At 61.8% G+C, this 25,310-nt stretch carries 21 protein-coding genes; 8 read left to right on the top strand and 13 right to left on the bottom strand.

Going from position 1 to position 25,310, the window contains the following annotated elements; genetic code table 11:
- Positions 1-14: 14 nt before the first annotated feature.
- Both ACR0NY_RS08230 and ACR0NY_RS08225 read left to right on the top strand, forming a co-directional pair.
- A complete protein-coding gene (locus ACR0NY_RS08230) occupies positions 15-1,700 on the top strand; it encodes a chloride channel protein (protein WP_170368148.1) in 1,686 nt (561 codons plus the stop codon).
- 123 nt (positions 1,701-1,823) lie between these two features.
- Positions 1,824-2,489, top strand: coding sequence for an outer membrane protein (locus tag ACR0NY_RS08225; RefSeq protein WP_093964855.1), 666 nt, complete (start codon positions 1,824-1,826; stop codon positions 2,487-2,489).
- Between the two features lie 33 nt (positions 2,490-2,522).
- On the opposite strand, the gene ACR0NY_RS08220 is transcribed toward ACR0NY_RS08225, so the two are convergent.
- From ACR0NY_RS08220 to cobS, 4 genes are all read right to left on the bottom strand, one after another.
- Positions 2,523-2,867, bottom strand: coding sequence for a DUF427 domain-containing protein (locus ACR0NY_RS08220; RefSeq protein WP_170340310.1), 345 nt, complete (start codon positions 2,865-2,867; stop codon positions 2,523-2,525).
- Between the two features lie 78 nt (positions 2,868-2,945).
- On the bottom strand, positions 2,946-4,736 hold the full coding sequence (locus ACR0NY_RS08215) for an aminopeptidase P family protein (protein WP_170368149.1): 1,791 nt from the start codon (positions 4,734-4,736) through the stop codon (positions 2,946-2,948).
- 86 nt (positions 4,737-4,822) lie between these two features.
- Positions 4,823-6,700 (bottom strand): cobaltochelatase subunit CobT, encoded by a 1,878-nt coding sequence (cobT, locus tag ACR0NY_RS08210; RefSeq protein WP_170368150.1) that lies wholly within the window; start codon positions 6,698-6,700, stop codon positions 4,823-4,825.
- 125 nt (positions 6,701-6,825) lie between these two features.
- A complete protein-coding gene (gene cobS / locus ACR0NY_RS08205) occupies positions 6,826-7,812 on the bottom strand; it encodes a cobaltochelatase subunit CobS (protein ID WP_093964859.1) in 987 nt (328 codons plus the stop codon).
- Positions 7,813-8,417: 605 nt separating this feature from the next.
- Here cobS and ACR0NY_RS08200 point away from each other — a divergent pair.
- Positions 8,418-9,320, top strand: coding sequence for a Hint domain-containing protein (locus tag ACR0NY_RS08200; RefSeq protein WP_170368151.1), 903 nt, complete (start codon positions 8,418-8,420; stop codon positions 9,318-9,320).
- Between the two features lie 5 nt (positions 9,321-9,325).
- Here ACR0NY_RS08200 and ACR0NY_RS08195 read toward each other — a convergent pair whose 3' ends face one another.
- Positions 9,326-9,946, bottom strand: a complete 621-nt coding sequence (locus ACR0NY_RS08195; protein WP_093964862.1) for a J domain-containing protein — start codon at positions 9,944-9,946, stop codon at positions 9,326-9,328.
- 107 nt (positions 9,947-10,053) lie between these two features.
- Here ACR0NY_RS08195 and ACR0NY_RS08190 point away from each other — a divergent pair, with 107 nt between their 5' ends.
- Together ACR0NY_RS08190 and ACR0NY_RS08185 are read left to right on the top strand one after the other, a co-directional pair.
- The gene (locus tag ACR0NY_RS08190; RefSeq protein ID WP_093964863.1) at positions 10,054-10,308 is read left to right on the top strand and encodes a BolA family protein; all 255 of its coding nucleotides are present in this window, start codon (positions 10,054-10,056) and stop codon (positions 10,306-10,308) included.
- A gap of 82 nt (positions 10,309-10,390) precedes the next feature.
- Positions 10,391-10,780: a DUF805 domain-containing protein gene (locus ACR0NY_RS08185; RefSeq protein ID WP_170340933.1), complete on the top strand. Its 390-nt coding sequence runs from the start codon at positions 10,391-10,393 to the stop codon at positions 10,778-10,780.
- A gap of 12 nt (positions 10,781-10,792) precedes the next feature.
- Here ACR0NY_RS08185 and ACR0NY_RS08180 read toward each other — a convergent pair whose 3' ends face one another.
- The 6 genes from ACR0NY_RS08180 to pepN all read right to left on the bottom strand — a co-directional run bounded on the left by ACR0NY_RS08180 (position 10,793) and on the right by pepN (position 18,733).
- Positions 10,793-11,260, bottom strand: a complete 468-nt coding sequence (locus tag ACR0NY_RS08180; RefSeq protein WP_170368152.1) for a DUF4177 domain-containing protein — start codon at positions 11,258-11,260, stop codon at positions 10,793-10,795.
- Positions 11,261-11,343: 83 nt separating this feature from the next.
- The gene (gene pepT / locus ACR0NY_RS08175; protein ID WP_170368153.1) at positions 11,344-12,600 is read right to left on the bottom strand and encodes a peptidase T; all 1,257 of its coding nucleotides are present in this window, start codon (positions 12,598-12,600) and stop codon (positions 11,344-11,346) included.
- Between the two features lie 148 nt (positions 12,601-12,748).
- The gene (gene gatB, locus ACR0NY_RS08170) at positions 12,749-14,260 is read right to left on the bottom strand and encodes an Asp-tRNA(Asn)/Glu-tRNA(Gln) amidotransferase subunit GatB (RefSeq protein WP_170340324.1); all 1,512 of its coding nucleotides are present in this window, start codon (positions 14,258-14,260) and stop codon (positions 12,749-12,751) included.
- Positions 14,261-14,350: 90 nt separating this feature from the next.
- On the bottom strand, positions 14,351-15,598 hold the full coding sequence (locus ACR0NY_RS08165) for a hypothetical protein (protein WP_170340326.1): 1,248 nt from the start codon (positions 15,596-15,598) through the stop codon (positions 14,351-14,353).
- A 142-nt stretch (positions 15,599-15,740) separates the two neighbouring features.
- Entirely contained in the window at positions 15,741-16,184 is a 444-nt protein-coding gene (locus ACR0NY_RS08160) for a hypothetical protein (RefSeq protein ID WP_170340328.1), read from the bottom strand.
- Complete coding sequence (gene pepN / locus ACR0NY_RS08155) at positions 16,181-18,733, bottom strand: aminopeptidase N (protein WP_170368154.1); 2,553 nt, start codon at positions 18,731-18,733, stop codon at positions 16,181-16,183. Before pepN ends, ACR0NY_RS08160 begins: the two co-directional genes overlap by 4 nt.
- A 215-nt stretch (positions 18,734-18,948) precedes the next feature.
- On the opposite strand from pepN, the gene ACR0NY_RS08150 reads away from it, so the two are divergent.
- The 3 genes from ACR0NY_RS08150 to ACR0NY_RS08140 all read left to right on the top strand — a co-directional run bounded on the left by ACR0NY_RS08150 (position 18,949) and on the right by ACR0NY_RS08140 (position 22,514).
- Positions 18,949-21,084 (top strand): malate synthase G, encoded by a 2,136-nt coding sequence (locus ACR0NY_RS08150; RefSeq protein WP_170368155.1) that lies wholly within the window; start codon positions 18,949-18,951, stop codon positions 21,082-21,084.
- Between the two features lie 36 nt (positions 21,085-21,120).
- Positions 21,121-21,546 (top strand): GlcG/HbpS family heme-binding protein, encoded by a 426-nt coding sequence (locus ACR0NY_RS08145; RefSeq protein ID WP_093964871.1) that lies wholly within the window; start codon positions 21,121-21,123, stop codon positions 21,544-21,546.
- Positions 21,547-21,734: 188 nt separating this feature from the next.
- Positions 21,735-22,514 carry a gamma-glutamyl-gamma-aminobutyrate hydrolase family protein gene (locus ACR0NY_RS08140; RefSeq protein ID WP_170368156.1) on the top strand — a complete coding sequence of 260 codons (780 nt, stop codon included), beginning with the start codon at positions 21,735-21,737 and terminating at the stop codon, positions 22,512-22,514.
- A 64-nt stretch (positions 22,515-22,578) separates the two neighbouring features.
- Here the strand turns inward: ACR0NY_RS08140 and ACR0NY_RS08135 are convergent, their stop codons facing one another.
- Positions 22,579-24,819, bottom strand: coding sequence for a xanthine dehydrogenase family protein molybdopterin-binding subunit (locus ACR0NY_RS08135; protein ID WP_170368157.1), 2,241 nt, complete (start codon positions 24,817-24,819; stop codon positions 22,579-22,581).
- A gap of 3 nt (positions 24,820-24,822) precedes the next feature.
- Complete coding sequence (locus ACR0NY_RS08130) at positions 24,823-25,287, bottom strand: (2Fe-2S)-binding protein (protein ID WP_170368158.1); 465 nt, start codon at positions 25,285-25,287, stop codon at positions 24,823-24,825.
- Between the last annotated feature and the right edge of the window lie 23 nt (positions 25,288-25,310).

Below are 25,310 nucleotides of genomic sequence, written 5' to 3'. Positions count from 1 at the left end.
ATCCACAAAGCCCTATGACACAATCAACCCGAACCGTCCTGCGCACTCAGCTCAACCAGGCCCTGGCCGCGCTCAAGGACGCGTGGCGGGTGCTGCGGCGCCGCGGGCCAAGCCAGATCCAGTTCTGGTTCATCGCGCTGGTGATCGGGATCACGGCGGGTTTCATGGCCTTGGGGTTTCGCAAGGGGATCGCGGCTCTGCAAGCGCTGGTCTATCAGACCGATGACATCCTGTTTTTGCACAGCTTTGCGGAGAAACTGCACTGGACCTGGATTTTGGCAATCCCCACGGTTGGAGGGCTGGTCGTCGGGATCATCCTGCACCGTTTTACCGATGACGGGAGAGTTCGGTCTGTCGCCGATGTGATCGAAGGATCCGCGATCAGCGATGGCCGGGTCGAAACCAAGGCCGGGGTCGCGTCGTTTTTCGCCTCGCTGATCACACTCAGCACGGGCGGGTCGACGGGCCGGGAAGGACCTGTCGTGCACATGGCCGGCGTGATTTCGACCTGGGTGTGCCAGCGCATCAATGCGGATGGAATAACCGGCCGCGACCTGCTGGGTTGCGCAGTGGCCGCCGCTGTATCGGCCAGTTTCAACGCCCCGATCGCCGGAGCGCTGTTCGCGCTGGAAGTCGTGCTGCGCCATTTTGCAGTCCACGCATTCGCTCCGATCGTGATCGCGTCGGTGGCCGGCACCGTCATCAACCGGCTGGCATATGGCGATGTGACAGAGTTTGTCCTGGATACGCCCGGATCCCTGCAATTTTACGTCGAACTTCCGGCCTTTCTGATCCTTGGGCTGATCTGTGGGCTGGTCTCGCTGTTGCTGATGCGGTCGATCTTTTTTGCCGAAGACTTTGGCAATCACGTGCAGGCGCGCCTGTCGCTGCCGCGCTGGCTGCGACCCGCCGTGTCCGGCGCAATGCTGGGCGTGCTGGCGGTGTGGTTCCCGCATATCATCGGCGTCGGATACGAGACGACCATCCGTGCCCTGACCGGAGATCTGGTGCTGACCACGGCCATTCTGTTTGCAGTGATGAAAACCGTGGCAGTGGCCATAACCATGGGTGGTCGTATGGGCGGCGGGGTGTTTTCTCCGTCGTTGATGATCGGCGCGCTAACCGGCCTTGCCTTTGGCCTGATCGCCACAGGCCTTCTGCCAAGCGTTTCGGGCACGCATACGCTTTATGCCTTTGCCGGCATGGGTGCTGTCGCGGCGGCGGTTCTGGGCGCTCCGATTTCGACCACGTTGATTGTGTTTGAATTGACCGGAGACTGGCAGATCGGGCTTGCCGTGATGGTCTCGGTGTCGATGTCCACGGCGTTGGCCTCCCGCCTTGTGGACCGGTCCTTCTTCCTGACCCAGCTCGAGCGCCGCGGGGTGCATTTGGCCGCCGGGCCACAGGCTTATTTGCTGGCGATGCTGCGCGCCGGGGCCGTGATGCGACCGCTGGGAGATCCGAATACGGCAAGCAGGGAGGAGGTTCAGGAGATGATCGAGCAGGGCCTCTGCGTCCGGGCCAGCGCAACCCTCGAGGCGGCAATGCCGTATTTCGATCGAGACGGAATCACCTGGCTCCCGGTGGTTGTTCGGGATGATGACGGGGTCGAGAACCCGGTCGGAGCCTTGTACCACGTGGACGCATTGAAGGCGTACAACCGTGCACTGGCCGCAACAGCTGCCGAGGAACACTCATGACGCAGCAGTGGCTGGCGAGCCACTGAGGGTTTCTCTTTGATTTTGATACCTTGTCAAAAAGTGGGAGCATTCTAGCCTGATTGAAGAAGTACTCCTGATAGCCACTTTGATTGAGGTGTAAACATGGTTTTCGAACGGTCTTCTTTGCTGACTGTCGTGGTTGCGGTTTCGATGATTGGTGCTGTCCCCGCGCGGGCGCAGGAGGCTCCGTATGTGACCGGCTTTCTCGGTATCACCGATATGGGCGACTATGATTTTGATTTTTTCCAGACAATTCCTTCGGTCGTGGTTGGCCAAGGCACCATCACAACCGACAATGGAGTAACCTACGGTCTGGCCGTCGGACTACGTGTCGCGTCAAATCTACGGGCCGAGTTCGAACTTTCATATGCTTCGAATGATACCAAGGAAATCGGTCGCCCGTTTACTCAGTATGACGGAAGCTTTGATGCGACCTTCGGAATGGCAAACCTTTGGTATGACGTCCCGGTACAGGGCAGGTTCAAGCCCTATGTTGGTGGCGGGCTCGGGTTTGCGCGCGTGTCCCACGACGGTCAGTCCGGTGCTGGCGTCACATTGGTCGATGACAGTGACACCGCCATTGCGGGGCAATTGGGGTTTGGCGGACGCTTTCAGGTAGGGGAACGCGGGAACATTGACATCGGGTACCGCTACAAGACGACCGGCGATCTTGATTTCACCACGACCCAAGTTTTCATTCCGACAGATCTCACGAATGGCCGCTACTCTTCGCACTCGCTCATTCTCGGATACAGCTACAGTTTCTGACAGACGTAGTTGAGGGCCAGGTTTGTCCGACCCTCAAATCTGTTCGACCTTCACCGACTCCAGCGGGTAGAACGCAAGGTAGCCCTTGATTTCGGCAACGGCGGGAATTGGATCTTCATAGCTCCAGACCGCGTTTTGCGTCACGCTCGACTTGTTGACGATCGAGTAATGCGTGGCATCGCCTTTGTGCGGGCAATGGGTCAACTTGTCGGTCTTGTCCAGAAAGGCCATCGCGATGTCTGCGCGCGGAAAGTAGATGACGGGGGCCAGATCGCCTTCCAACAATTCCAGGGCGTTGGACGTTTCGCCCAGAATCGCGCCACCGGACCTGACGCACCACTTGCCAGGTGCTTTGCGGATCTTGATGTAATCTGTCATGTCTGCTCCTTCCCTCGTCTTCGCGGCCTCGTTGTGTTCAGGCCTTCGCCTATGCCCACACTATGTGACAAACGGGTGTCACAAGGGCGCGGTTGCGGCATCCAACCACAGTTGCGCGGCATGTGACAGTCTTGGCCGAATTTTTTCTGCCACGTCCCGGTGATACGCGTTCAGCCAATCACGCTCGGCACTGGTCAGCATGTCGACGACGATCAGGCGTCGATCGATGGGGACATATGTCAGTGTCCGCCAGCACAGCATCGCGCGCTCGGGATCTGCGCCGGGCAGGGCGGGGGCTTCCTCAACAACCAGCAGGTTTTCAATCCGAATGCCGAAGGCACCTTCGCGGTAGTAACCCGGTTCATTCGACAGGATCATCCCGGGCTCGAGCGGAACGTGGCTGACCCGCGCCAAGCGCTGTGGCCCTTCGTGAACGCTCAGGTATGCGCCGACACCGTGACCGACGCCGTGATTGAAATCCTGGCCCGCGGCCCACAAAGGTGCCCGGGCGATGCACTCGATGTCTCGACCGGCCAGGCCAACGGGCCAGCGCAGTTGCGACATCGCGATCATTCCCTTCAGAACCCGGGTAAAGCAGGTCTTTTCCTCGTCTCCCACCGTGCCGATGGGGATCGTCCGGGTGATGTCCGTGGTGCCATCCAGATACTGTCCGCCGCTGTCCAGAACCAGAATATGACCGTCCTCAAGCCGGCTGTCAGTTTCCTCGGTCACTCTGTAGTGCATGATGGCGCCGTTTGGCCCGGTGCCGGCAATGGTGTCGAACGAGATATCCTGCAACGCATTGTCGCGCCGCCGGTTCTCCTCCAGCCGTGTGACCACTTGCATTTCGGTTAGGCTGCCAGGTGGTTGGGCATCCAGCCAGCACAGTGTTTCGATCACTGCGGCGGCGTCACGAAGATGCGCGGCGGCGCTACCGGCAATTTCGGCTTCGTTTTTGCAGGCCTTGGGCCGGGCGCAGGGGTCGCCGCCGTCCACAGCCCGGTCGCCAAGCACATCGGCAACGGCCTGCGGCAGAGTTCCCATGTCCACTTGCACCGCGCCCTCAAGCGCCGCAACAGCGTTCAGGAACGCGTCGGGCTCGTGGATCGAAACCCGCGGCCCCAGATGCTCGTCCATCCCATTCAGCTTTTTTGCGGCCATGAACAGGTCCACGTGCCCGTCGGCCTGCAAAATCGCAAACCCATGCGCAACCGGGTTGTACGGAATGTCTGACCCGCGGATGTTCAGCAGCCACATGATCGAATCCGGCAACGTGATGACGGCAGCCGACCGTCCGTTTCGAGCAAGCGCCGAAGCCAGCCGCGAGACCTTGCTTTCGGCGCTTTCGCCTGCAAATTCCAGCGGGTGCACCTTGACCGGGTTCATTGGCGGTGGTGGCTGGTCGGACCAGATACGGTCCACAAGATTGTCTGACGGAACCAACTCGATCCCGCTATTCTGCAGCTCGGCCCGGGTCGCCGTGATCTGTCCGGCGGAATGCAGCCAGGGATCGAACGCCACCCGCCCTCCATCGGGCAATTGCTGTTTCAGCCACACCGCAAGGCTTACGTCGGGCCACGGTACCGGCGTGAAATCGGACGCCACCTGCGCCTTGACCTGAGTGCGATACCGTCCGTCCACAAATACGCCGGCCACGTTTCGCAGCGCAACGCAGAACCCGGCAGAACCGGTGAACCCGGTCAGCCATGCCAGCCGCCCGTCGCGGGCGGCTACATATTCGCCCTGATGCGCGTCGGCACGCGGGACGATGAAGCCATCCAGTCGTTCGCGCTCCAATTCTGTGCGCAACGCCGCCAATCGTGGCGGCCCCTGTTCGGGCCGCGCCGTGACTTCGAAAGACTGGAACATCTGCTTCTCCTTCGGCTCACTACAGGTCTTGGTCGCCTGCCTTCACCTTTCTTTCGTAAATGCTACCGCTGGAGGCAAGACCGGCCTCAGCCGGCCTTTTTCATGCCCATCACGCGGGCCCGCGCGCGCGGGTCGCTGTCGAACAGCGCGGCCAATTGCTCGGTCATCGCTCCTGCCAGCTGTTCGACATCGGTGATCGTGACCGCGCGATCATAATAACGGGTGACATCGTGGCCGATGCCGATGGCCAGCAACTCGACCATCTTGCGCTTTTCGACCATGGCGATGACATCGCGCAGATGTTTCTCAAGGTAGTTGGCCGGGTTCACGCTGAGCGTTGAATCATCGACCGGAGCGCCATCCGAGATCACCATCAGGATCTTGCGCTGTTCGCGACGCGCCAGCATCCGGCGGTGGGCCCATTCCAGCGCCTCGCCGTCAATGTTTTCCTTCAGAAGGCCTTCTTTCATCATCAGGCCAAGATTGGGCCGTGCGCGGCGCCAAGGCGCGTCGGCGCCCTTGTAGACGATGTGGCGCAGGTCGTTCAGGCGGCCGGGCTGCTGTGGGCGGCCATCGTTCAGCCACGCCTCACGCGCTTGTCCACCCTTCCATGCCCGCGTCGTGAAGCCCAGGATCTCGACTTTCACGTTGCACCGTTCCAGCGTGCGGGCCAAAACATCGGCGCAGATCGCTGCAATGGAAATCGGCCGTCCACGCATCGAGCCAGAATTGTCCAGCAACAGCGTCACCACGGTGTCGCGGAACTCGGTATCCTTCTCGACCTTGAAGCTGAGCGGTGTCGTGGGGTTGGCTACCACCCGCGCCAGCCGACCGGCATCCAGAATGCCCTCTTCGCGGTCAAACTCCCAGCTGCGGTTCTGCTGTGCCTGAAGGCGGCGCTGCAGCTTGTTGGCCAAGCGGCTTACAGCGCCCTTCAGCGGCTCGAGCTGCTGATCCAGATAGGCGCGCAGCCGTTCCAGTTCGGCGGGTTCGGCAAGGTCCTCGGCCGCAATCTCTTCGTCATGTGTGTTCAGGTAGACCATGTAGTCCGGATCGGCCTCGGAGGCGGGCGGAGGGGCAGGCGGCTCCAAAGGCGCTTCGCCCTCGGGCATCTCGGCTTCTTCACCCATCTCGTCCTCGGCCATCTCGTCCATCGAGACCTGCGCCTGAGACTGATCCTGTTGCTCTTCCTGAGTTTGCTCGGGCGTCGCGTCGGCGTCCTGTTCGTCTTGGTCGTCCTGGCCGGTGCTGTCCGGATCGGGCTGTTCTTCGGCGTCTTCCTCGGCCTGATCTTCCTGATCTTCGTCCAGTTCGTCCGGGTCGTCACCCAACTGGTCGCCATAGCCCAGATCCTTGATCATCTGGCGGGCGAATTTGGCGAATTCGGCCTGATCCGAGAGCACCTCGTCGAGATTCTCCAACACCCCGCCGGCCTGTTCTTCGATGAACCCGCGCCACAGGTTCATGACGTTCTCGGCTGCAGCGGGCAGATCACGCCCGGTCGCCAGATGACGGATCAGATAACCCGCCGCCACCGCAAGCGGTGCCTCGGAGGGTTGCTTGCATTGGTCATAGCCGCGCCGCAACGCCTCGTGACCGATCTTGACGTCAATGTTCGAAGCCGTGCCGGGCATGTCCCGGGCGCCCATCGCCTCGCACCGGGCGGTTTCCATCGCTTCATAGAGGTCGCGCGCCATATCTCCCGGAGGCGCATAGCGCGCATGCGTCGCATCGTCATGGTAGCGCCGGTTCAGCGCGAGGGCATCTGCTGTGCCCCGCGCCAAAAGAACCTCTTCGCGTGTCATTCGACGTGACACCTGCGGCAGGCGCATCGAGTCTCCGGACAGGCCCGACGGGTCGACGGAATAGCTTACCGACAACTCGGGATCATCGGCCATGACCTTGGTCGCCTCGGCCAGAGCCTTCTTGAACGGATCAGCAGGGTTGTCGTTCTTCTGCGCCATATCTATCAGCCCTCACTCACGCCCTTAGGCCCGACGCCCGGTCGAAGTTACCGGACCCCGCCTTCATCTGGCCCCCGATGTCCCCGCCGGGGGCGTTGCGCCCGAACCGGGCGCAGCCGATGCCATCAACCCAGGCTCACGCTGGCCGCGCTTTCCGGCAGTTCTTCATCAAAACAACGCTGATAGAACTCGGCAACGGTCTGCCGTTCCAGCTCGTCGCATTTGTTCAGGAAAGACAGGCGGAAGGCGTAGCCCACGTCGCGGAAGATTTCGGCGTTCTGCGCCCAGTTGATAACCGTACGCGGGCTCATCACGGTCGACAGATCGCCGTTCATGAACGCCGTCCGGGTCAGGTCGGCAACGGTGACCATCTGGCTGACGGTCTTGCGGCCTTTTTCGGTATTGTAATGCGGCGCCTTGGACAGAACGATCATCACCTCGGCGTCGTGGCTGAGATAGTTCAGCGTCGCCACCAGCGACCAGCGGTCCATCTGGGCCTGGTTGATCTGCTGAACGCCATGATACAGGCCGGTGGTGTCACCAAGGCCCACGGTGTTGGCAGTGGCGAACAGGCGGAAATAGGGGTTCGGCGTGATGATCTCGTTCTGGTCCAGCAAGGTCAGCTTGCCGTCATGCTCCAGAACCCGCTGGATCACGAACATCACGTCGGCGCGGCCTGCATCGTATTCGTCGAACACGATGGCCACAGGGTTGCGCAGCGCCCAGGGCAGGATGCCCTCGTGGAATTCAGTCACCTGTTTGCCATCACGCAGCTTGATCGCATCCTTGCCGATGAGGTCGATCCGGCTGATGTGGCTGTCCAGATTGACGCGCACGGCAGGCCAGTTCAGTCGCGCAGCAACCTGCTCGATATGGGTCGATTTGCCGGTGCCGTGATAGCCCTGGATCATCACCCGGCGGTTGTGGGTGAACCCGGCCAGAATTGCCAGCGTGGTTTCGGGGTCAAACTTGTAGGTAGGGTCGATTGCCGGAACGCGGTCGCTGCTTTCGGCGAACCCTTTGACGGACATATTGCTGTCGATCCCGAACACGTCACGGACCGAGATCTCTTCGGTGGGTTTTGCGTTGATATCGGTCGATCCGTCAGCCATTCGCCTTGTCCTTATCCTTTGGCCCGTTTTGCCGGGTTTGAACCCGTGTGTGGTGCAACATATTGCAGATAAGGGCAAGGGAAAGCGGCCCCCTTGGAAAGGTGAGCAGGTTTTTCTTTCAAACTGGCCCTATTGACGCGCGGGCGATCCTTGGTCGCGACGCGTACCAGGTGCAGGTCAAGCCGCGTTTGTCAACAAAGGCACTGCGGCCTGTTCGGACGCACATGCCGATCCATGTGTCGGAAATGCTGTATGCAGGTAAGTATTCAATAATCCAAATGTTGAAAATGACCTTATCAGACATATGAAAAATGGTCTCATGGGGCTTTTTGCAAGTTGCTCAAGTACACAGCAGATTTCTTTGCTAGTCGCGAGCCAGAACTGTCAGGCGGCAATACCAGACGTCGAGATGGCAGTTTCTGGATTCAGCGTCATCCTAAGGACGTGTAGAAACTAGGCAGGGCAACACTTTCGGCGAACGGGAAAGTGACCTCGGGCAAATGCCACAAGAAATCGTCACAACTTGCGGCTCGTCACGTGCAGATATTGAAATGTGTTGTGGAGGTGGTACACTATTTCGGACTTAGTTTGAGTAAAAGGTTGCCATGGCTTTAGTAATTACCGGTCCAACGAGGATTTTCTTTCCTCCGAACACGGACACCTTTTCTGTGGACTACAACTCCAACAAGCCAGCGTCTTGGTTTGTATCTGTAACAGATGACGGACTTCTTTCTCCTTCAGATTACTCGGTTACGATTTCCAGTTCTGGTTTACTAACAGTGGACCTGCAGCCGGGGGTTATTGTTCCCCCAAATACAACTCTGAGTTTGATCGTCAGCGCCTCCAGCGGGCCTGGAAATGGCAACAATGCCTCGATTGGGGTAACCGTTAGCTTGCCCGCTGGAACGGTGCCGTGTTTCGTGAAAGGGACATTGATTGAAACTGAAAGTGGCTGTCGCGCTGTTGAGGAACTCGCTGTTGGTGACAAAGTGCGCGCTTCCAGTGGTGAACTGCTACGCATCGAGTGGATCGGAGAGAAGACCCTGCAGGCAGAAGCTTTGAAGCGAAACCCCCAGTTACGTCCGGTTTGCATTCAGAAAGGTGCATTCGGAAAAGGACTGCCTGACCGAGATTTGTACGTTTCTCCACAACATAGGATTGTCGTGGAGGGTTGGCGCGCAGAGTTGCTGTTTGGAGAGCCAAAAGTTTTCGCCGCGGCAGTTCATCTCGTTAACGAACAAACAATTCGCCAAGTAAATACTTATGATCCCGTTACATACTACCACATTGCTTGCTGTCGCCACGCGATACTGTTGTCGAATGGTTTGCCAACTGAAAGTCTGTTTTTAGGTGAAATGGCGGTGATGTCCTTCGATCGGGAGGATGCCGAGGAACTCCGTGTGCTATTTCCCGAACTGCGAAACGCGGCATCCGCTTTTGAGCAAACGCGCGTCCGTTGCCTAAAACGCCCCGAAGCTGCCGCGTTACGCGATACGTTCGCGCACTAAAACCGCTATTTGAAGTTTCTGCTGTCCTTGATTTGATCCCAGGCCCAGACGACTTCCTGCAGCTGTTCTTCCTGGCTGCGGTCGCCGCCGTTCATGTCCGGGTGCAGCACCTTGATCAGCTTTTTGTAGGCTTTGCGAACCTCGGCCTTGGTCCAGGTGTCCTTGGCTTCGAGGATTTCGATCGCACGACGCTCAGTAGGCGGCAGACGACGGCCTGTTGCGGCCCGACCGGGGTTCTTGGTCGCGTTTTCGCCCAGAACCTGATGCGGATCTTCGATGCCAAGCCGGGCCCAAGCCCGCGCCTCGGGATCGCCCATCGGCTTGGTTTCGCGCTCCCACACTTTGTCTTTCGACCGTTGGGCGTTCAGTTCGGCCTCGGTGGTGCCGTCGAAGAAATTCCACTTCTGGTTATATTCGCGCACGTGCTGCTGGCAGAACCAGAAAAAGTCGTCCAGCACATCCGGTGCCTTGGGCGCGCGGAACTTGCCGGCTTCCTGGCATCCTTCGTGGTCACAGACCCGGGTCGAGGTCTCGGACGCGCCCGACATGCCCCGACGCCCGCGCGGATTTTTCTTCTTGGCGCTGGACACCGACATGTCGAATCCGAAGGGATCTGATTTCACCATATGCTCATCCTCATGAACGCGTCTTTTCGACTCGGAGGCAGCAGTTTAATCTAAGTGATCGAAAGTAGAAGAGGGGCGCGGCAAAATAATTGCCGCTGAGCGTAAAAATGACCGTGACCGACGAAATCCGCCAGCGACTGCAGGCCGAGTTCAACCCACGTGAACTGGAAGTCGTGGATGACAGTGAACGCCATCGCGGCCACGCAGGGTTTCAGGAAGGCGGCGAAAGCCACTTTAACGTCCGCATTCGCGCTGCCGCGTTTCAGGGGCAGTCCCGCGTTGCGCGCCACCGGGCCGTTCACAAGGCCCTGGGCGACATCGTTCCGCGCATCCACGCCCTGGCTTTGGACATCGGTGATTGAAGCCTTCCGCCCGACGTTGTCGATTATTGTCGGCTTTTTTCAATAATCTGCTATGTTTCCCGTGATTTGCGCGGAGGAAACTATGGAACAGATGAGCCACGCCGTTCGTACGGTGCTGTCAAAATACGCAACCTTTCAGGGGCGCGCGCCGCGCTCCGAGTTCTGGTGGTGGGTGTTGGCGCTCTTTTTGGTGCTGGTTGTCACACAGTTGATAGACGGTGCGGTGGTGGCGCCTTTGCTGGGCTTCGATGCCTTCGCTTCGGAAGCCGGTCAACCGCTGTCGTGGCTAGTCTCGTTGGGCGTGATCGTGCCGAACATCGCGGTGGGTGTGCGCCGTCTGCATGACACCGGGCGGTCCGGTTGGTGGATCCTGATCGGTTTGATTCCGCTGATCGGTACGCTGATCCTTCTGTATTTCTACATTCAACCCAGCGAGCAGGCCGAAAACGCCTACGGTGCCGCGCCGGCCTGACGCGGCCTTCGCCTAGCTGTCGGGCTTTTCTTTTTCGTCCTCGGCATCCGCTTTGGGGGCATCTTCTGACTTGGCCGGCTTCAGCGTCAGCGGCGGGTCGTCATGGTCCTGCGCGATGCGGGCCGGAGCCTCGACTTGACCGGCCGCAGCCGCATCGTCCGGGCCAGGAACCGGTCGTGCCAGTGGAGTGTCATCCTCTTCTGGCGGGGTCAGGAGTGCGGCGACGTCGTCGTTGGCGACTTCGGTTTCGACCGCACGGCGAAACACCAGAACATTGCGCCAGTTTTCCGCGGTTCCGGTAAGGCCGACCCGCTCCTCGCTGGGCAGCAGCTCGGCGCGCTGGTACTCCCAGCCTTTCGCACCCAACTCGTTCAGCAATTGCTCGATGGTGACGGCAAACCGGCCCTCGGGTGTTTTGACCCCTTTGGCTTTGGTGCCTTTCTTGGGGGCCGGGACGACCTTGTATTCGTAACGCTGCATCAATGGTTCCTGAACTGGTGTTGGCGGGCAATGTATCGTTCCGTCCGGGACGGGGAACAGAAAACTTCGCGCCCCGGCGAATTTCAGCCTCGACTGTTGCTTTCCCCCTGCGTCGCCTTTGAGGCGATCTTCAGGCACAGCTCGGTCGCCACCGCCATGTCCTGGACCGAGATCCACTCCAGCGGCCCGTGGATGCATTGCATCCCGGTAAAGATGTTGGGGCAGGGGGTGCCGAATTCGGTCAGGCGCGACCCGTCCGTGCCGCCGCGGATCGGAACCGAGACCGGCTCGATCCCCATTTCGCGGCAGGCCTCGCGCGCCAGATCCACCGGTGTCATGTCCTTTTCCAGCCAATAGCGCATGTTGCGGTACTGGTGGCTGATCTCGACGCTGATCTTGGCGCGCGGTTCGCTGGCCTGAACCGCGTCGCAGACCTTGCGCACCAGTTCGCCCTTGGCTTCCAGCCCGTCCATCTCGAAATCGCGCAGGATCAGCTTGATCTCCATCTCGGACGAGCCGCCGTTCAGGTCGGTCACGTGGATGAACCCTTCGCGCCCGTCGGTGACTTCGGGGGTCATGGTGGCCTGCGGCAACGTCTGCACGATCTTGGCCGCCAGATGGGTCGCGTTCACCATCTTGTCCTTCGCCAGGCCGGGGTGAATCGAAACGCCCTCGATCCTGATCACCGCCCGGTCAGCCGAGAAGCTCTCGTATTCGATCTCGCCCAGTTGCTGCCCATCCAGCGTATAAGCGAAGTCGGCGCCCAGATCCTTGGGAAGCGCCTCGGTCACACCGCGGCCGATTTCCTCGTCGGGGGTAAAGGCGATGCGGATCGGTCCGTGCGCGACTGTCCGATCGGCCAACAGGCGCCGGGCCATGGTCATGATGATCGACACGCCCGCCTTGTCGTCGGCGCCCAGCAGCGTGGTGCCCGAGGCGGTGATCAGGTCGTCGCCGACCTTGCTGGCCAGATAGGGATGCTCGGCCGGGGACAGCACCAGCGACGGATCGTCGGGAAAGGTGATGTCGCCGCCATTGTAGCCCTTGATGACCCGCGGCTTGACCCCGGTCGCGTTGAACTGCGGTGCAGTGTCCACATGGGCCAGAAAGCCGATAGTCGGCCCCGGCGCGGTGCCCGGAATGGTGGCCAGAACGACGCCATAGTCCGTCATGGTCACATCCTGCGCGCCCATTTCGGTCAGTTCCTGCCGCAGCAGGTTCAGCATGTCGTATTGGATTTCCGTGCTGGGGGTGGTGGGTGAGTTTTCGTCGCTCTGGCTGTCGATAGCAGCGTAGCGAACCAGCCGGTCCTCCAGCTCCTGGTCAAATCTGTTCTGCATGGCACCTTACCTCTCTGGCCAAGACAAAGGCCGCAACCGGCCGCCCGAGTCAAGCGCCGCCTCGAGCCTGGAAGGCGTCAAGAACTCCGGGTAAAACTTTGAGCAACCGGGCAAACCCGGCTGCCGGGCCTGTACAAATGGAAAGACCTTATTGGCCCAGCTTCTGCGCAACCAACTGGTTGACCGCCTTGGGGTTGGCCTTGCCGCCGGTGGCCTTCATCACCTGTCCGACGAACCAGCCGGCCAGCTTTGGGTTCACCTTGGCCTTCTCGACTTGGGCCGGGTTGGCAGCGATGATCTCGTCCAAAGCAGCCTCGATGGCACCGGTGTCGGTCACCTGCTTCATGCCGCGCTCTTCGACGATCTGCGCCGGGTCGCCGCCTTCGGTATAGACGATCTCGAACAGGTCCTTGGCGATCTTGCCCGAGATGGCGTCCGAGGCGATCAGGTCGATGATCTCACCCAGCTGCGCGGGCAAAACCGGCGAGTCGGTGATGTCGCGGTCATCTTTCTTCAGGCGGCCGAACAGCTCGTTGATGACCCAGTTCGCGGCCAGCTTGCCGTTGCGACCCTTGGCGACCTCTTCGAAGTACACGGCCGATTCAACCTCGGCGGTCAGCACCGAGGCGTCATAGTCGGTCAGGCCGAAATCATTGATGAACCGGGCTTTCTTCTCGTCTGGCAGCTCGGGCAGCTTGGCGGCGATGCCATCGACCCAAGCTTGCTCGATCTCAAGCGGCAGCAGGTCGGGATCGGGGAAATAGCGATAGTCGTGCGCCTCTTCCTTGGACCGCATCGAGCGCGTCTCGCCCTTGTCGGGGTCATACAGGCGGGTTTCCTGCTCGACCTTGCCCCCGCCCTCGACGATGGCGATCTGGCGACGCGCCTCGACCTCGATGGCCTGCTGGATGAAACGCATCGAGTTCATGTTCTTGATCTCGCAACGCGTGCCCAAGTGCGAAAAGTCCTGCGTTTCCATGTATTTCTCATAGTCGCCCGGACGGCAGATCGACACGTTCACGTCGGCCCGCAGATTGCCGTTCTGCATGTTGCCGTCGCAGGTGCCCAGATAACGCATGATCTGGCGCAGCTTGGCGATATAGGCGGCGGCCTCTTCCGGGCCGCGGATGTCGGGGCGGCTGACGATCTCCATCAGGCAAACGCCGGTGCGGTTCAGGTCGACGAAGGACATGTTCGGATCCATGTCGTGGATCGATTTGCCTGCGTCCTGTTCCATGTGGATACGCTCGATGCGCACCATGCGCGCGGTGCCGTCGCCCAGTTCCACCAGAACTTCGCCTTCGCCCACGATCGGGTGATACAGCTGGGAAATCTGGTAGCCCTGTGGCAGGTCGGGATAGAAATAGTTCTTGCGGTCAAAGGCCGATTTCAGGTTGATCTGCGCTTTCAGGCCAAGACCCGTGCGCACTGCCTGTTCCACGCAGAATTCGTTGATCACCGGCAGCATGCCCGGCATGGCCGCATCCACGAAAGACACGTTCGAGTTCGGCTCGGCCCCGAATTTGGTCGATGCCCCCGAGAACAGCTTGGCATTGGACGAGACCTGCGCGTGCACCTCCATCCCGATCACCAGTTCCCAGTCGTGCTTGGCACCGGCGATGGTCTTGGGTTTGGGCAGTTCATAGGTCAAGTCGAGCATGGCGCGCCTCATTTCCGCAGAAGTTCAGGCATGGGTATTATGCCCGGCAAGGCCAAGGGGCAAGGGGCAAAGGGCGCCGAGACGCAATTCTCAGTGGCTGGTCAGTTGCAGACCTGAAGGCGTGAAGGTCACGTCGGTCCCGTTGCGCAATTCCTCGCGGAACAGATCACCGATGGCGCGCAAGGCGTCACGCTGTCCACGTGCCGCGAACCGCTCGGGTGAGTTGACGCGGACCGAGTTGTTGAACCCGTTGGCCGCGTGGGCCCAGATCAGCGGGTGCAGTTCGGTCAAATGATCGCGGATCAGCCATTGGGCGGCCTCCCTGATCTGGGACCGGACCAGATCGGCCTTGTCGTCCAGACCGAACCCATTCTGCACCGTGATCGCGCAATACGAGGCCAGCAGGTTGATCGTTTTCTGGTCCGGCATCCGTTGCACGATGTCGCGTAGACCTTCCAGAAAATACTCGATGTCCAGCCGCGCGCAGGCTTGTTCATCCAATGCAATTGCGTCGAACTGAACCCATGTGTATCCGCCGGCACCCCACGTGTCGCGCGTGTTCGCGGCATTGCGCAGGGCCTGCACCTCAAGCTCTTCATAGCTGCCGAACCATCGCGGTAGCAGGTGGCTGCCCATCGCGCGCATGTGTCGATGGTTTCGCGGATCCAGCGAAATAAGGCGTTCGTACTGATCCGCCACCCGGGCCCGTTTGGTGCGCTGACCAGCCAACAGGGCACAGTCGGCGGCGGCGACCACAGGGCTGTCCGGCAGCGCCTTGCGGCACTGGGGCAGTATGGCTGCAGCCCGGTCAAAATGTGCAGCACAGCGTGAACGATGCAGCGGCGGTAGCGCAGCGTCCAGAGCCGTGCCACGCCACGCCCATGCCAGATCGATGTGGGCCAGAGCGACGATGAGAGCAATCATCGGATCATCGGGATGATCCTGTTTCACACCCTCAAGCTCGGAAATACCGCCAAGCAGGTCGTACTCGGCGATCGCACCGCCGTCGGACAGCGCGTGTTCGGCGGCCAGGACAACATCCGATCGCGCGCCAAACGCCAGAAGATCGGCGATGGGCAGCCCGTCCGGGGCTGTTGTCCGCGCTTGGTCCGCGGCCCGGATCTCGGTTGACAGTTCGGCCCAACGATCCTGCCGAGCAAGATGGCGCCCGCGTTCGATCATGTCCCGCCCGATCAGGTCAGCCGCACCCAGTTCCGCAACGGGAATATTGAGACGCCCGACATCTTCCAGACAGCGGGAACCCGCGTCCGAAACCGGAGCCACGTGAGTTGATATGGGATTGATACGGGCAAGACCTGCCCAGAACGACCGGAACATCGAAAACACTCGAAACTGTACAAACTTGTTAACTAGCGATGAATTCTGAACCGGAATTGTGACCAGTTCAAGGATTCTAACATTAAACTTTCTGCTTCAATGGATCAGACAGGATCAATCTACGCGGATTCCGTGAATCGTTTCAGAAAACCGTGAAATGGTGCCGATCAACCCGGAAGCCGGCTTGTTGCAGCGCCTGTTCCAGCTGTTTGTGCGGCGGTAGGGACTCGTCCGGCAGGCGCAACCGCTTGCCGCTGGTCAACACAATCGACACGCGCACGGAAAAATCCCAGCGCGTGTCGAAGCGGAAGAAGTCGATCTCGGTCAGGTCGATCTCGCCCTGCCGCGCGCCCGAATGCCAGCTCAGTTTGGCCGGGTCCAGGTTCAGCCCGGCATCGGTGTCGCGCAGCACGTCCCACAACGCGGGCAGGGTGCCCAGCGCCAGCAACCCGATCAGCCACCAGGCCGCGCCGAAAACCAGCACAAGTGCCAGCAGCCCCGCATAGACAGCGGCCAGGATGGCGATGCTGCGGGGCGACCGGTTGTGTCGGGTAAAGCGAAACCCGGAGCCCTCGGGCGCCGTCATGCCCCGAGGATGCGCGAGATCATCTCGGTCGTGTCGCGCGACAGGTTCGGGGTTTCGGCGATGCGGGTCAGTTGGGCGCGGATCAGGTCCTGACGGTCGGCGTCATAGCGTTTCCAGGTCTGAAAGGCGGTGCACATGCGCGCGGTGGTCTGCGGGTTGACCGGGTCCAACCGGATCAGCCAGTCGGCCAGCAGGGCGTAGGCCTCGCCGCTGGCGTGGTGGAACCCGGCATGGTTCATTGCCAGCCCACCCATCAGCGCACGGAACCGGTTGGGGTTCTTCCAGTTGAAATCCGGATGCTCGGACAGGGCGCGGGCGATCCGCGGCGCATCGTCCGGGGCGGCCAGCGAGGCCTGAAGCCCGAACCATTTGTCCAACACCAGCCGGTCATGGCGCCATTGGTCGTAGAATGCCGCCAGTTCCGCCTGACCTTTGCCAGCACGCAGCAGGCAGGACAAAGCGCTAAGCTGCAGGGTCATGTTGTCGGCCTTGGCATAGACCTCGGCCGCCATCGCCCCGCCGTCCAGCCGGGTGGTCAGGGCCAGCGCGGCGCTGCCCAGGGCGCGCTTGCCCGCCTGTTCGGCATCGGGCGAATAGGGGCCGTCGACCAGCGCCTCGGAGTGCAGGCGGGGCAACAGGTCTTGCATGTGCTGGGCGGTGGCCTGGCGCAGGGTCTCGACCGCGCGCCAGATCGCCATCGGGTCGGGCGTTTCGCCCTGTTCGTGCAGCGCGGCGGCCAGTTCCGACTGGGTCGGCAGGCCCAACATCAGCGCGCGATAGGCCGGGTCCAGTTCGGCGTCGCGCAGAACGGCCAGCAGACCATCCAGGTATTCGGCATCGGGGGCCGCGTCCTGGGTGATCATGCGCAGCAGGGTATCCTGCGCCAGCGTCCGTCCGGCCTCCCACCGGTTGAACGGATCGGTGTCATGGGCCAGCAAAAACGCGCGTTCGGCGTTGGGGCGGTCATGCTCCAGGATCACCGGCGCCGAGAACCCCCGCAGGATCGAGGCGACGGGCCGCGTGGCCAGCCCTTCGAAGGTGAAGCTCTGGCGCACTTCGGTCAGTTCCAGCACCTCGGTGCCGCGCACCTCGTTGCCATTGGGACCCAGCAGGCCCACGGCCACGGGGATCACCTGCGGCAGCTTCTCGGGTTGGCCGGGCGTGGGTGGGGTGCTCTGGGACAGGGTCAGGGTATAGGTGCCGTCGGCCCAAACCTCCTCGACCTTCACCCGGGGCGTGCCGGACTGGCTGTACCACCGCTTGAACTGGGTCAGGTCGCGGCCGGTCGTGTCCTCGAACACTTTCAGCCAGTCCTCGATCGTACAGGCCTGCCCGTCGTGGCTTTCAAAATACAGGTCCAGCGCCTTGGAATAGGCCTCGTCCCCCACCAGCGTTTTCAGCATGCCGATCACCTCGGCACCTTTCTCATAGACGGTCGCGGTGTAGAAGTTGTTGATCTCCTGAAAGCTTTCGGGGCGCACGGGGTGCGACAGCGGCCCGTTGTCCTCGGGGAACTGGCGCGCGCGCAGGTCGATCACGTCATGGATGCGCTTGACCGCGGCCGAGCGCATGTCCGAGGTGAATTGTGCGTCGCGGAACACGGTCAGCCCCTCTTTCAGGCACAGCTGGAACCAGTCGCGGCAGGTGATGCGGTTGCCGGTCCAGTTGTGGAAATACTCATGCGCGATGATCGCCTCGATCCGTTCGAAATTGGCATCGGTCGAGGTTTCAGGGCTGGCCAGTACCGCCGACGAGTTGAAGATGTTCAGCCCCTTGTTCTCCATCGCGCCCATGTTGAAATCATCCACGGCGACGATGTTGAACACGTCCAGATCGTATTCGCGGCCATAGACATCCTCGTCCCATTTCATCGACCGCTTCAGGGCCTCCATGCCAAAGGCGCATTTGCCCTCGTCCCCGGGGCGGACCCAGAGGTTAAGATCGACATGGCGGCCCGATTTGGTGGTGAAATTGTCGGAGTGGGCAACCAGATCACCTGCGACCAGCGCGAACAGATAGGCGGGCTTGGGCCAGGGGTCGGTCCATTCGGCCCAGCCTTCGCCCTTGCCCGTCGGGTTGCCGTTCGACAGCAGCACCGGCAAGTCGCCGTTGATGCGCACGGTGAAGGTGGTCATCACGTCGGGCCGGTCGGGATAGAAGGTGATCTTGCGGAACCCCTCGGCCTCGCACTGGGTGCAATACATGCCGTTCGACATGTAAAGCCCTTCGAGCGCAGTGTTGTTGCCGGGGTCGATCTCGACCTCGGCCTCCCAGACAAAGGGGGCATCGGGGACGCTGGCGGTCAGGCCTTTGTCGGTGACGTCAGGAGTGATCGGGGTGCCGTCGATGCTGGCGCGGATCAGCTTCAGCTCTTCACCGTGCAAAAAAAACGTGCGGTCGGTGGCCTGCGGATTGGGCCGGAACGCGATGCGCGATGTCACGCGCGTTGCCTGCGGGGCCAGATCGAAGGTCAGGTGAACGCTGTCGACCAGAAAACCGAAGGGCGAATAGTCGGACAGGTAGATCGTAGTGGGGGCGGCGTCGCGCATCTGGGGCCTCGTGTCGGTGTGTTCCCGCGCGACGTTAGGAGGATCGCCGTGGCGCTGCAAGCAGGCGGGTCAGGGCGGCATTCCCTTGTACGGTTTGAAGCTGTTTCAGCCGGAATGGAAAGACGGATTGATGCAGCGGCAAGTTGCCTATCGGAAACAATGACCCTAATTGAAGACTGCATACAACGGCACACGATGGGCAGGAGATTCGAGTCATGAACGGCAGAGCTATCCGGAGCGGATTGGACGTAGATCAGGTTCTGATCGATTTCATCGAGGAACGCGCACTTCCCGGAACGGGCGTTGAGCCCGATGCATTCTGGGCCGGTCTTTCGCGGATGGTGTCCGAGTTTGGCCCGAAAAACCGCGCCTTGCTGCAAAAGCGTTCGGATATCCAGGGCAGTGTCGACGCGTGGCACCTTGCGCGCAAAGGGCAACCCATCGACATGGCCGAGTATCAGGCGTTCCTGCGCGAGATCGGCTATCTGCTGGATGAAGGCCCCGATTTCCAGATCGACACGGCGAATGTCGACCCCGAGATCGCCGCGACGCCCGGCCCGCAACTGGTGGTGCCGATCACCAATGCGCGTTTTGCTCTGAACGCGGCCAATGCCCGTTGGGGCAGCCTGTATGACGCGCTGTATGGCACCGACGCGATGGGCGACCTGCCGCAGGGGGGCGGCTATGACGCGGCCCGAGGTGCGCGGGTCATCGCCTGGGCCAAGGCGTTTCTGGACGAGGCCGCACCGCTGGCCCAAGGCAGCTGGGCCGATGTGTCCGGTCTGAAGGTCGAAGGCGGTGCATTGGTCCCGGCGCTGGCCGAACTCGGGAAATTCGTGGGCTTCGGCGGTGCGGCCGAGGCCCCGGACTTCGTGCTGCTGAAGAACAACGGCCTGCACATCCAGATCATGATCGATCCGTCCAGCACCATCGGCGCCTCGGACCCGGTGGGCATTTCCGACGTGCGCCTGGAATCGGCCCTGTCCACCATCATGGACTGCGAAGACTCGGTGGCCTGTGTCGATGCCGAGGATAAGGTCGTGGCCTATGGCAACTGGCTGGGCCTGATGAAGGGCGATCTGACCGAAGAGGTCTCGAAGGGTGGCCGAACATTTACCCGCAAACTGGCCGAGGACATCGCCTTTACCCGGCCCGACGGATCGGCCGGCAGCCTGAAGGGCCGGTCGCTGATGCTGGTGCGCAATGTGGGCCACCTGATGACCAACCCCGCCGTGTTGGACGCCGAAGGCAACGAGATCGGCGAGGGGCTGATGGACGCGCTGTGCACCACGCTGATCGCGATGCACGACCTGCAGCGTGATGGCGGCAACTCGGTCCACGGTTCGGTCTACGTGGTCAAGCCCAAGATGCACGGCCCAGAAGAGGTCGCGTTCTCGGTCCAGATCTTCGACATGGTCGAGGACATTCTGGGCCTGCCGCGCAACACCGTGAAACTGGGCATCATGGATGAAGAGCGCCGGACTTCGGTGAACCTCAAGGAATGCATCCGCGCCGCGAAATCGCGCGTGGCCTTCATCAATACTGGGTTCCTCGACCGGACGGGGGATGAGATCCATACCTCGATGGAGGCCGGGCCGATGCTGCCCAAGGGCGACATGAAGAATACGCCCTGGATCCAGTCCTACGAGGATCGCAATGTCGATATCGGGCTGGCCTGCGGGCTGAAGGGCCGGGCGCAGATCGGCAAGGGCATGTGGGCCATGCCCGACCGGATGGGTGAGATGCTCGAGGCCAAGATCGGCCACCCGATGGCCGGTGCGACCTGTGCCTGGGTGCCGTCGCCCACCGCAGCGACCCTGCACGCGACTCATTACCACAAGGTAGACGTTCTGGCCCGTCAGGACGAGATCGCTACCGGAGGTCCGCGCGGCACGCTGGACGATCTGCTGACCATCCCGCTGCTGAGTGGCCGCAACCTCAGCGACGATGAAATCACCCGGGAGATCGAAAACAACGCGCAGGGCATCCTGGGCTATGTCGTGCGCTGGGTCGATCAGGGTGTCGGCTGCTCGAAGGTGCCCGATATCAATGACGTGGGTCTGATGGAGGATCGCGCCACCTGCCGGATTTCGAGCCAGGCGCTGGCCAACTGGCTGCATCACGACGTGATCGGCGCCGATCAGGTGATGGCCGCGATGAAGAAGATGGCCGCCGTGGTTGACCGGCAGAACGCAGGCGACCCGGCCTATCGGCCCATGGCACCGGGTTTCGACGGCATCGCCTTTCAGGCCGCCTGCGATCTGGTGTTCAAGGGGCGGGTGCAGCCCTCGGGCTATACCGAGCCGGTGCTGCATGCGCGGCGGCTGGAACTGAAGGCCCGTCAGGGCTAGAACCGGGGCAGACCACCGCAGACAGAGGACAAGATCATGTCGGTTTCACTCAGAAAGGCCCGCACCATCATTCGCAAAACCCTTGAGAAAGGGCGCGAGATGGACCTGAAACCCCTGTCGGTGGTGGTTCTGGACGCCGGTGGCCATGTCATCGCCTTCGAGCGCGAGGACGGCGCGGCCCCCGGCCGCTTCGCGATTGCCCATGGCAAGGCCTATGGATCGGTCATGCTGGGCATGGCAGGCACCGCCCAGATGCAGCGGGCCGAGGCGCAGGCCTATTTCATGGCTGCGGTGAATGGGGTCTATGGCGGGCAGGTCGTTCCGGTTCCGGGCGGCGTGCTGCTGCGCGACCGCAAGGGCGCTGTGATCGGGGCCGTCGGGGTCACCGGCGACACCTCGGACAACGACGCCGCTGCCGCCATGGCCGGGATCGAGGCCGCCGGGCTGACTGGCGAGACCTGATCTGTAAAAGCGCCGTTCCGCCGCGGCCGCCTGTTTCGGGAAATTCGTCCAGCGCTCTGCGGAAATCGGGAACAATATGTGCGTATCTGAACACGTCCTTGCGCCATGGTGCAGGGCGTGTTTTCTTGCACGTTACTGAAGGGGCGGATAATTTCCGACCAGTTCAAGTAAAACAGCAAGGTAGCGCAATGTCCCGACCCGTCGTTGGCATCATCGGCAATTCGTATCTGATGAACGACCAGTACCCCACCCATGCCGGGGGGACGATGAATTCGGACGCGGTCGCGAATGTTGCGAACTGTCTGCCGCTGCTGATCCCGGCCGACCCGCGTTATGTCGACGTGGCCGAACTGCTTGAGGTTTGCGACGGGTTCCTGCTGACCGGTGGCCGCCCCAACGTTCACCCCGAGGAATACGGCGAGCCGGCGACCGATGCGCATGGCGAATTCGACCGGGCGCGCGATGCGATCACCCTGCCGCTGGTACGGGCCTGCGTGGAACGCGGCCAGCCCTTTCTGGGCATCTGCCGGGGCTTCCAGGAGGTCAACGTGGCCATGGGCGGCACTCTGTACCCGGAAATCCGCGATCTGCCCGGCCGGATGAACCACCGCATGCCGCCCGATGGCACGCTGGAAGAGAAATTCGCCCTGCGCCATGTGGTCAAGCTGACCGAGGGCGGGGTGTTCCACCGCCTGTTCGGTGCCAGTGAGGTGATGACCAATACGCTGCACGGGCAGGGCATCAAGACGGTGGGCAAGGGCGTGGTGATCGACGGCCACGCGCCGGATGGTACGCCCGAGGCGATCTATATCCAGGATGCGCCCGGGTTCACCCTGTCGGTGCAATGGCACCCGGAATGGGATGCCGCGAATGACCCGGTGTCGCGGCCTCTGTTTCAGGCTTTCGGCGACGCGGTGCGGGCTTGGTCGGCAAGTGCAATGCCGACGCCGGTGCGGCAATCGGCCTGACAATCGGCTCTCGGATTTCTTCAAAAGACCGGCGCGGCAATCACCGCGCCGGTCTTTTTTCGTTTCACACCAGCAGGTTGAACTGCTTGTTGAGCGGCAGGGTCCGAGCGCGCTGGCCGGTCAGGTCAAACAGCGCGTTGCCAAGCGCCGGCATCGAGGGCGGCGTGCCGGGCTCGCCCGCGCCACCCATGAAGCGGTTGGTTTCCAACACCTGAACCTCGACCTGCGGTGCGGTGTGCATGCGCAGCGCGTCATAGTCGGGGAAGTTCATCTGTTCGACCTCGCCATCGGCGAAGGTGATCTCGCCGTAGCAAGCCGCCGACAGGCCATACATCATGCCGCCGAACATCTGCGCCTTGACGTTTTCAGGGTCCAGCGCCAGCCCCATGTCGCAGGCGATCCAGGCCTTGCTGATGCGGATGGTGCCGTCTTCGTCGACCACCTCGATCACCTGCGCGACCGGGGTGCCGAAGCTGTAGGTGAAGGCCACGCCGCGCCCCACGCCATCGGGGGTCTTGCCCGTCCAGTCGGACATGTCGCGCACCGCCTCGAGGCACCCGGCCGACGGCGCGTGTTCATCGCGCATCAGCTCCAGTCGGAACTCCAGCGGGTCGCGTCCGGCGGCATGGGCCATCTCATCCATGAAGGTTTCGTGGAAAAACCCGTTGTGGCTGTTGCCGACCGAGCGCCAGAAGCCCACCGGCATCTTCAGATCGGCGATATGGCCGCTCATGCGATAGTTGGGCACCGCGTAGGGCTGGTTGAAGAACCCTTCGACCAGAACCTTGTCCGGGCCAGCGCCGGGCATTCCGGTATAGCGCTCGACGGCTTGCTGCGTGCAGGACTGCGCGGCGACCGCACCGTCGATCAGCACTGCTTTGCCATCCTGAACCGCACCGCGCATGCGCGCCATCGCACCGGGGCGGTAGTAGTCGTGGCGCATATCCTCTTCGCGGCTCCAGGTCGTCTGGACCGGAGTGCCGGGCATCGCCATGGCCACTTTGGTTGCTATGTCGCCGAAATCCAGTTCTCCACGGCGACCAAACCCGCCACCCAGATAGGTGGTGTGGATTTGGACGGCTTCGGTGTCCAGACCGGCCGTGTTGGCAACGCGGAACTGGATCAGCGTGGGGGCCTGGTTGCCGCACCACAGTTCCAAGGCGTCGCCGGTGAACAGCGCGGTGGCGTTCATCGGTTCCATCGTGGCGTGGGCCAGGTAGGGGACAGTGTATGCGGCCTCGATCACTGTCGCGCCTTCGGGAACGGTGCTGACGTCGCCGTCATCGCGCATGGTCGAGTTCGGGTCCGTGTCGAAAGCCTTGGCGATCTCGGCAAAGATGGCGTCGGTTTCGGGCGGATAGGGGGCCTCGCCCCAATCGACGTCGATGGCCTCGACCGCCTGGTTGGCAAGCCAGGTGTTGGTGGCGATCACCGCAACACCGTTGCCCAGATCGACAACCTTTTCGACACCAGGCATTGCCTTGGCGGCGCTGTCGTCGAAGCCGTTCATCTGGCCGCCCAGCTTGGGGTTCATCCGGACGCTGGCGAATTTCATGCCGGGCAGGCGCACGTCGACGCCGAACTGGGCGGTGCCGGTAGCCTTTTCCACCATGTCCAGACGCGGCAGGGTCCGGCCCAGATAACGCCACTCGGACGGGTCGCGCAGCTCTGCCTCAATCGGTTCCATCTGCGCCACGTCTGCAGCCAGGTCGGTATAGGCGATCTTGCTGTCATCAGGCGCGATGACATGGCCCGAAGCGGTCTTCAACTGAGCCCGATCCACCCCCAGTCGGTCGGCGGCGGCCTGTTTCAGCGTCTCGCGGGCCGAGGCACCAGCCGCGCGCATTCGCTCGAACCCGTCCTTCATCGAGGTCGAGCCGCCGGTGACCTGCAGGCTGAGCGCTTTGCCGATCACGCCAAGGGCCTCGCCCAGATTGTGCTGGAAGTTCGAGACGTCATAGCCCTTGTTGGGCAGGCTCTCGCCGATCAGGGCCGAGTTGTAATAAGCCGCCGCCGCAGGTCCGTGCAGAACGGTGACCTGATCCAGATCCACGTCCAGTTCCTCGGCAATCAGGGCAGCCCATGTGGTTTTCACGCCCTGGCCCATCTCGGCGCGGGGCGCAAACAGGGTCACGCCGTTCTGGTCGATCAGGATGAAGGGGTTCAGGGCCGCTTCGCCGTCGCCCGGTTTCAGCGGGTTCTTGGCGGGGCGGTTGACGTAATAGACGCCGAAAGCCACGCCACCGACGATGGCGGCTGATCCGATCAGGAAGGTGCGGCGCAGGATTTTTCCGATGCTGGCCATGGATCAGGCCTCCTTCAGCTTGGCGGCGGCGTCGTGGATCGCGGCGCGGATGCGGGGGTAGGTGCCGCAGCGGCACAGGTTGCCCTGCATCGCCTCGTCGATTTCTTCGTCAGAGGGGGCAGGGTTTTCGGCCAGCAGCGCGGCGGCCTGCATGATCTGCCCCGACTGGCAATAGCCGCATTGCGCGACCTGATGGTCGACCCAGGCCTGCTGGATCGTGGCCAAGTTGTCGGGCGTCCCCAACCCTTCGATCGTGGTGACCTCGCCCCAGACATCGGACAGGGCAACCTGGCACGAACGGACGGCCTCGCCATCGATATGCACCGTGCAGGCTCCGCAGGCGGCCACCCCACAGCCGAACTTGGTTCCGGTCAGGCCCACCTCGTCGCGCAGCACCCACAGAAGGGGGACATCGTCGGGCAGATCGACCTGATGTGGCTTTCCGTTGATCGTCAGCGTGGTCGCCATGGCGCACCTCTTTTGGCTGTGGC

The organism is Ruegeria sp. BJ5 (assembly GCF_056537865.1).
This window is presented reverse-complemented; position numbering and strand designations above follow the sequence as displayed.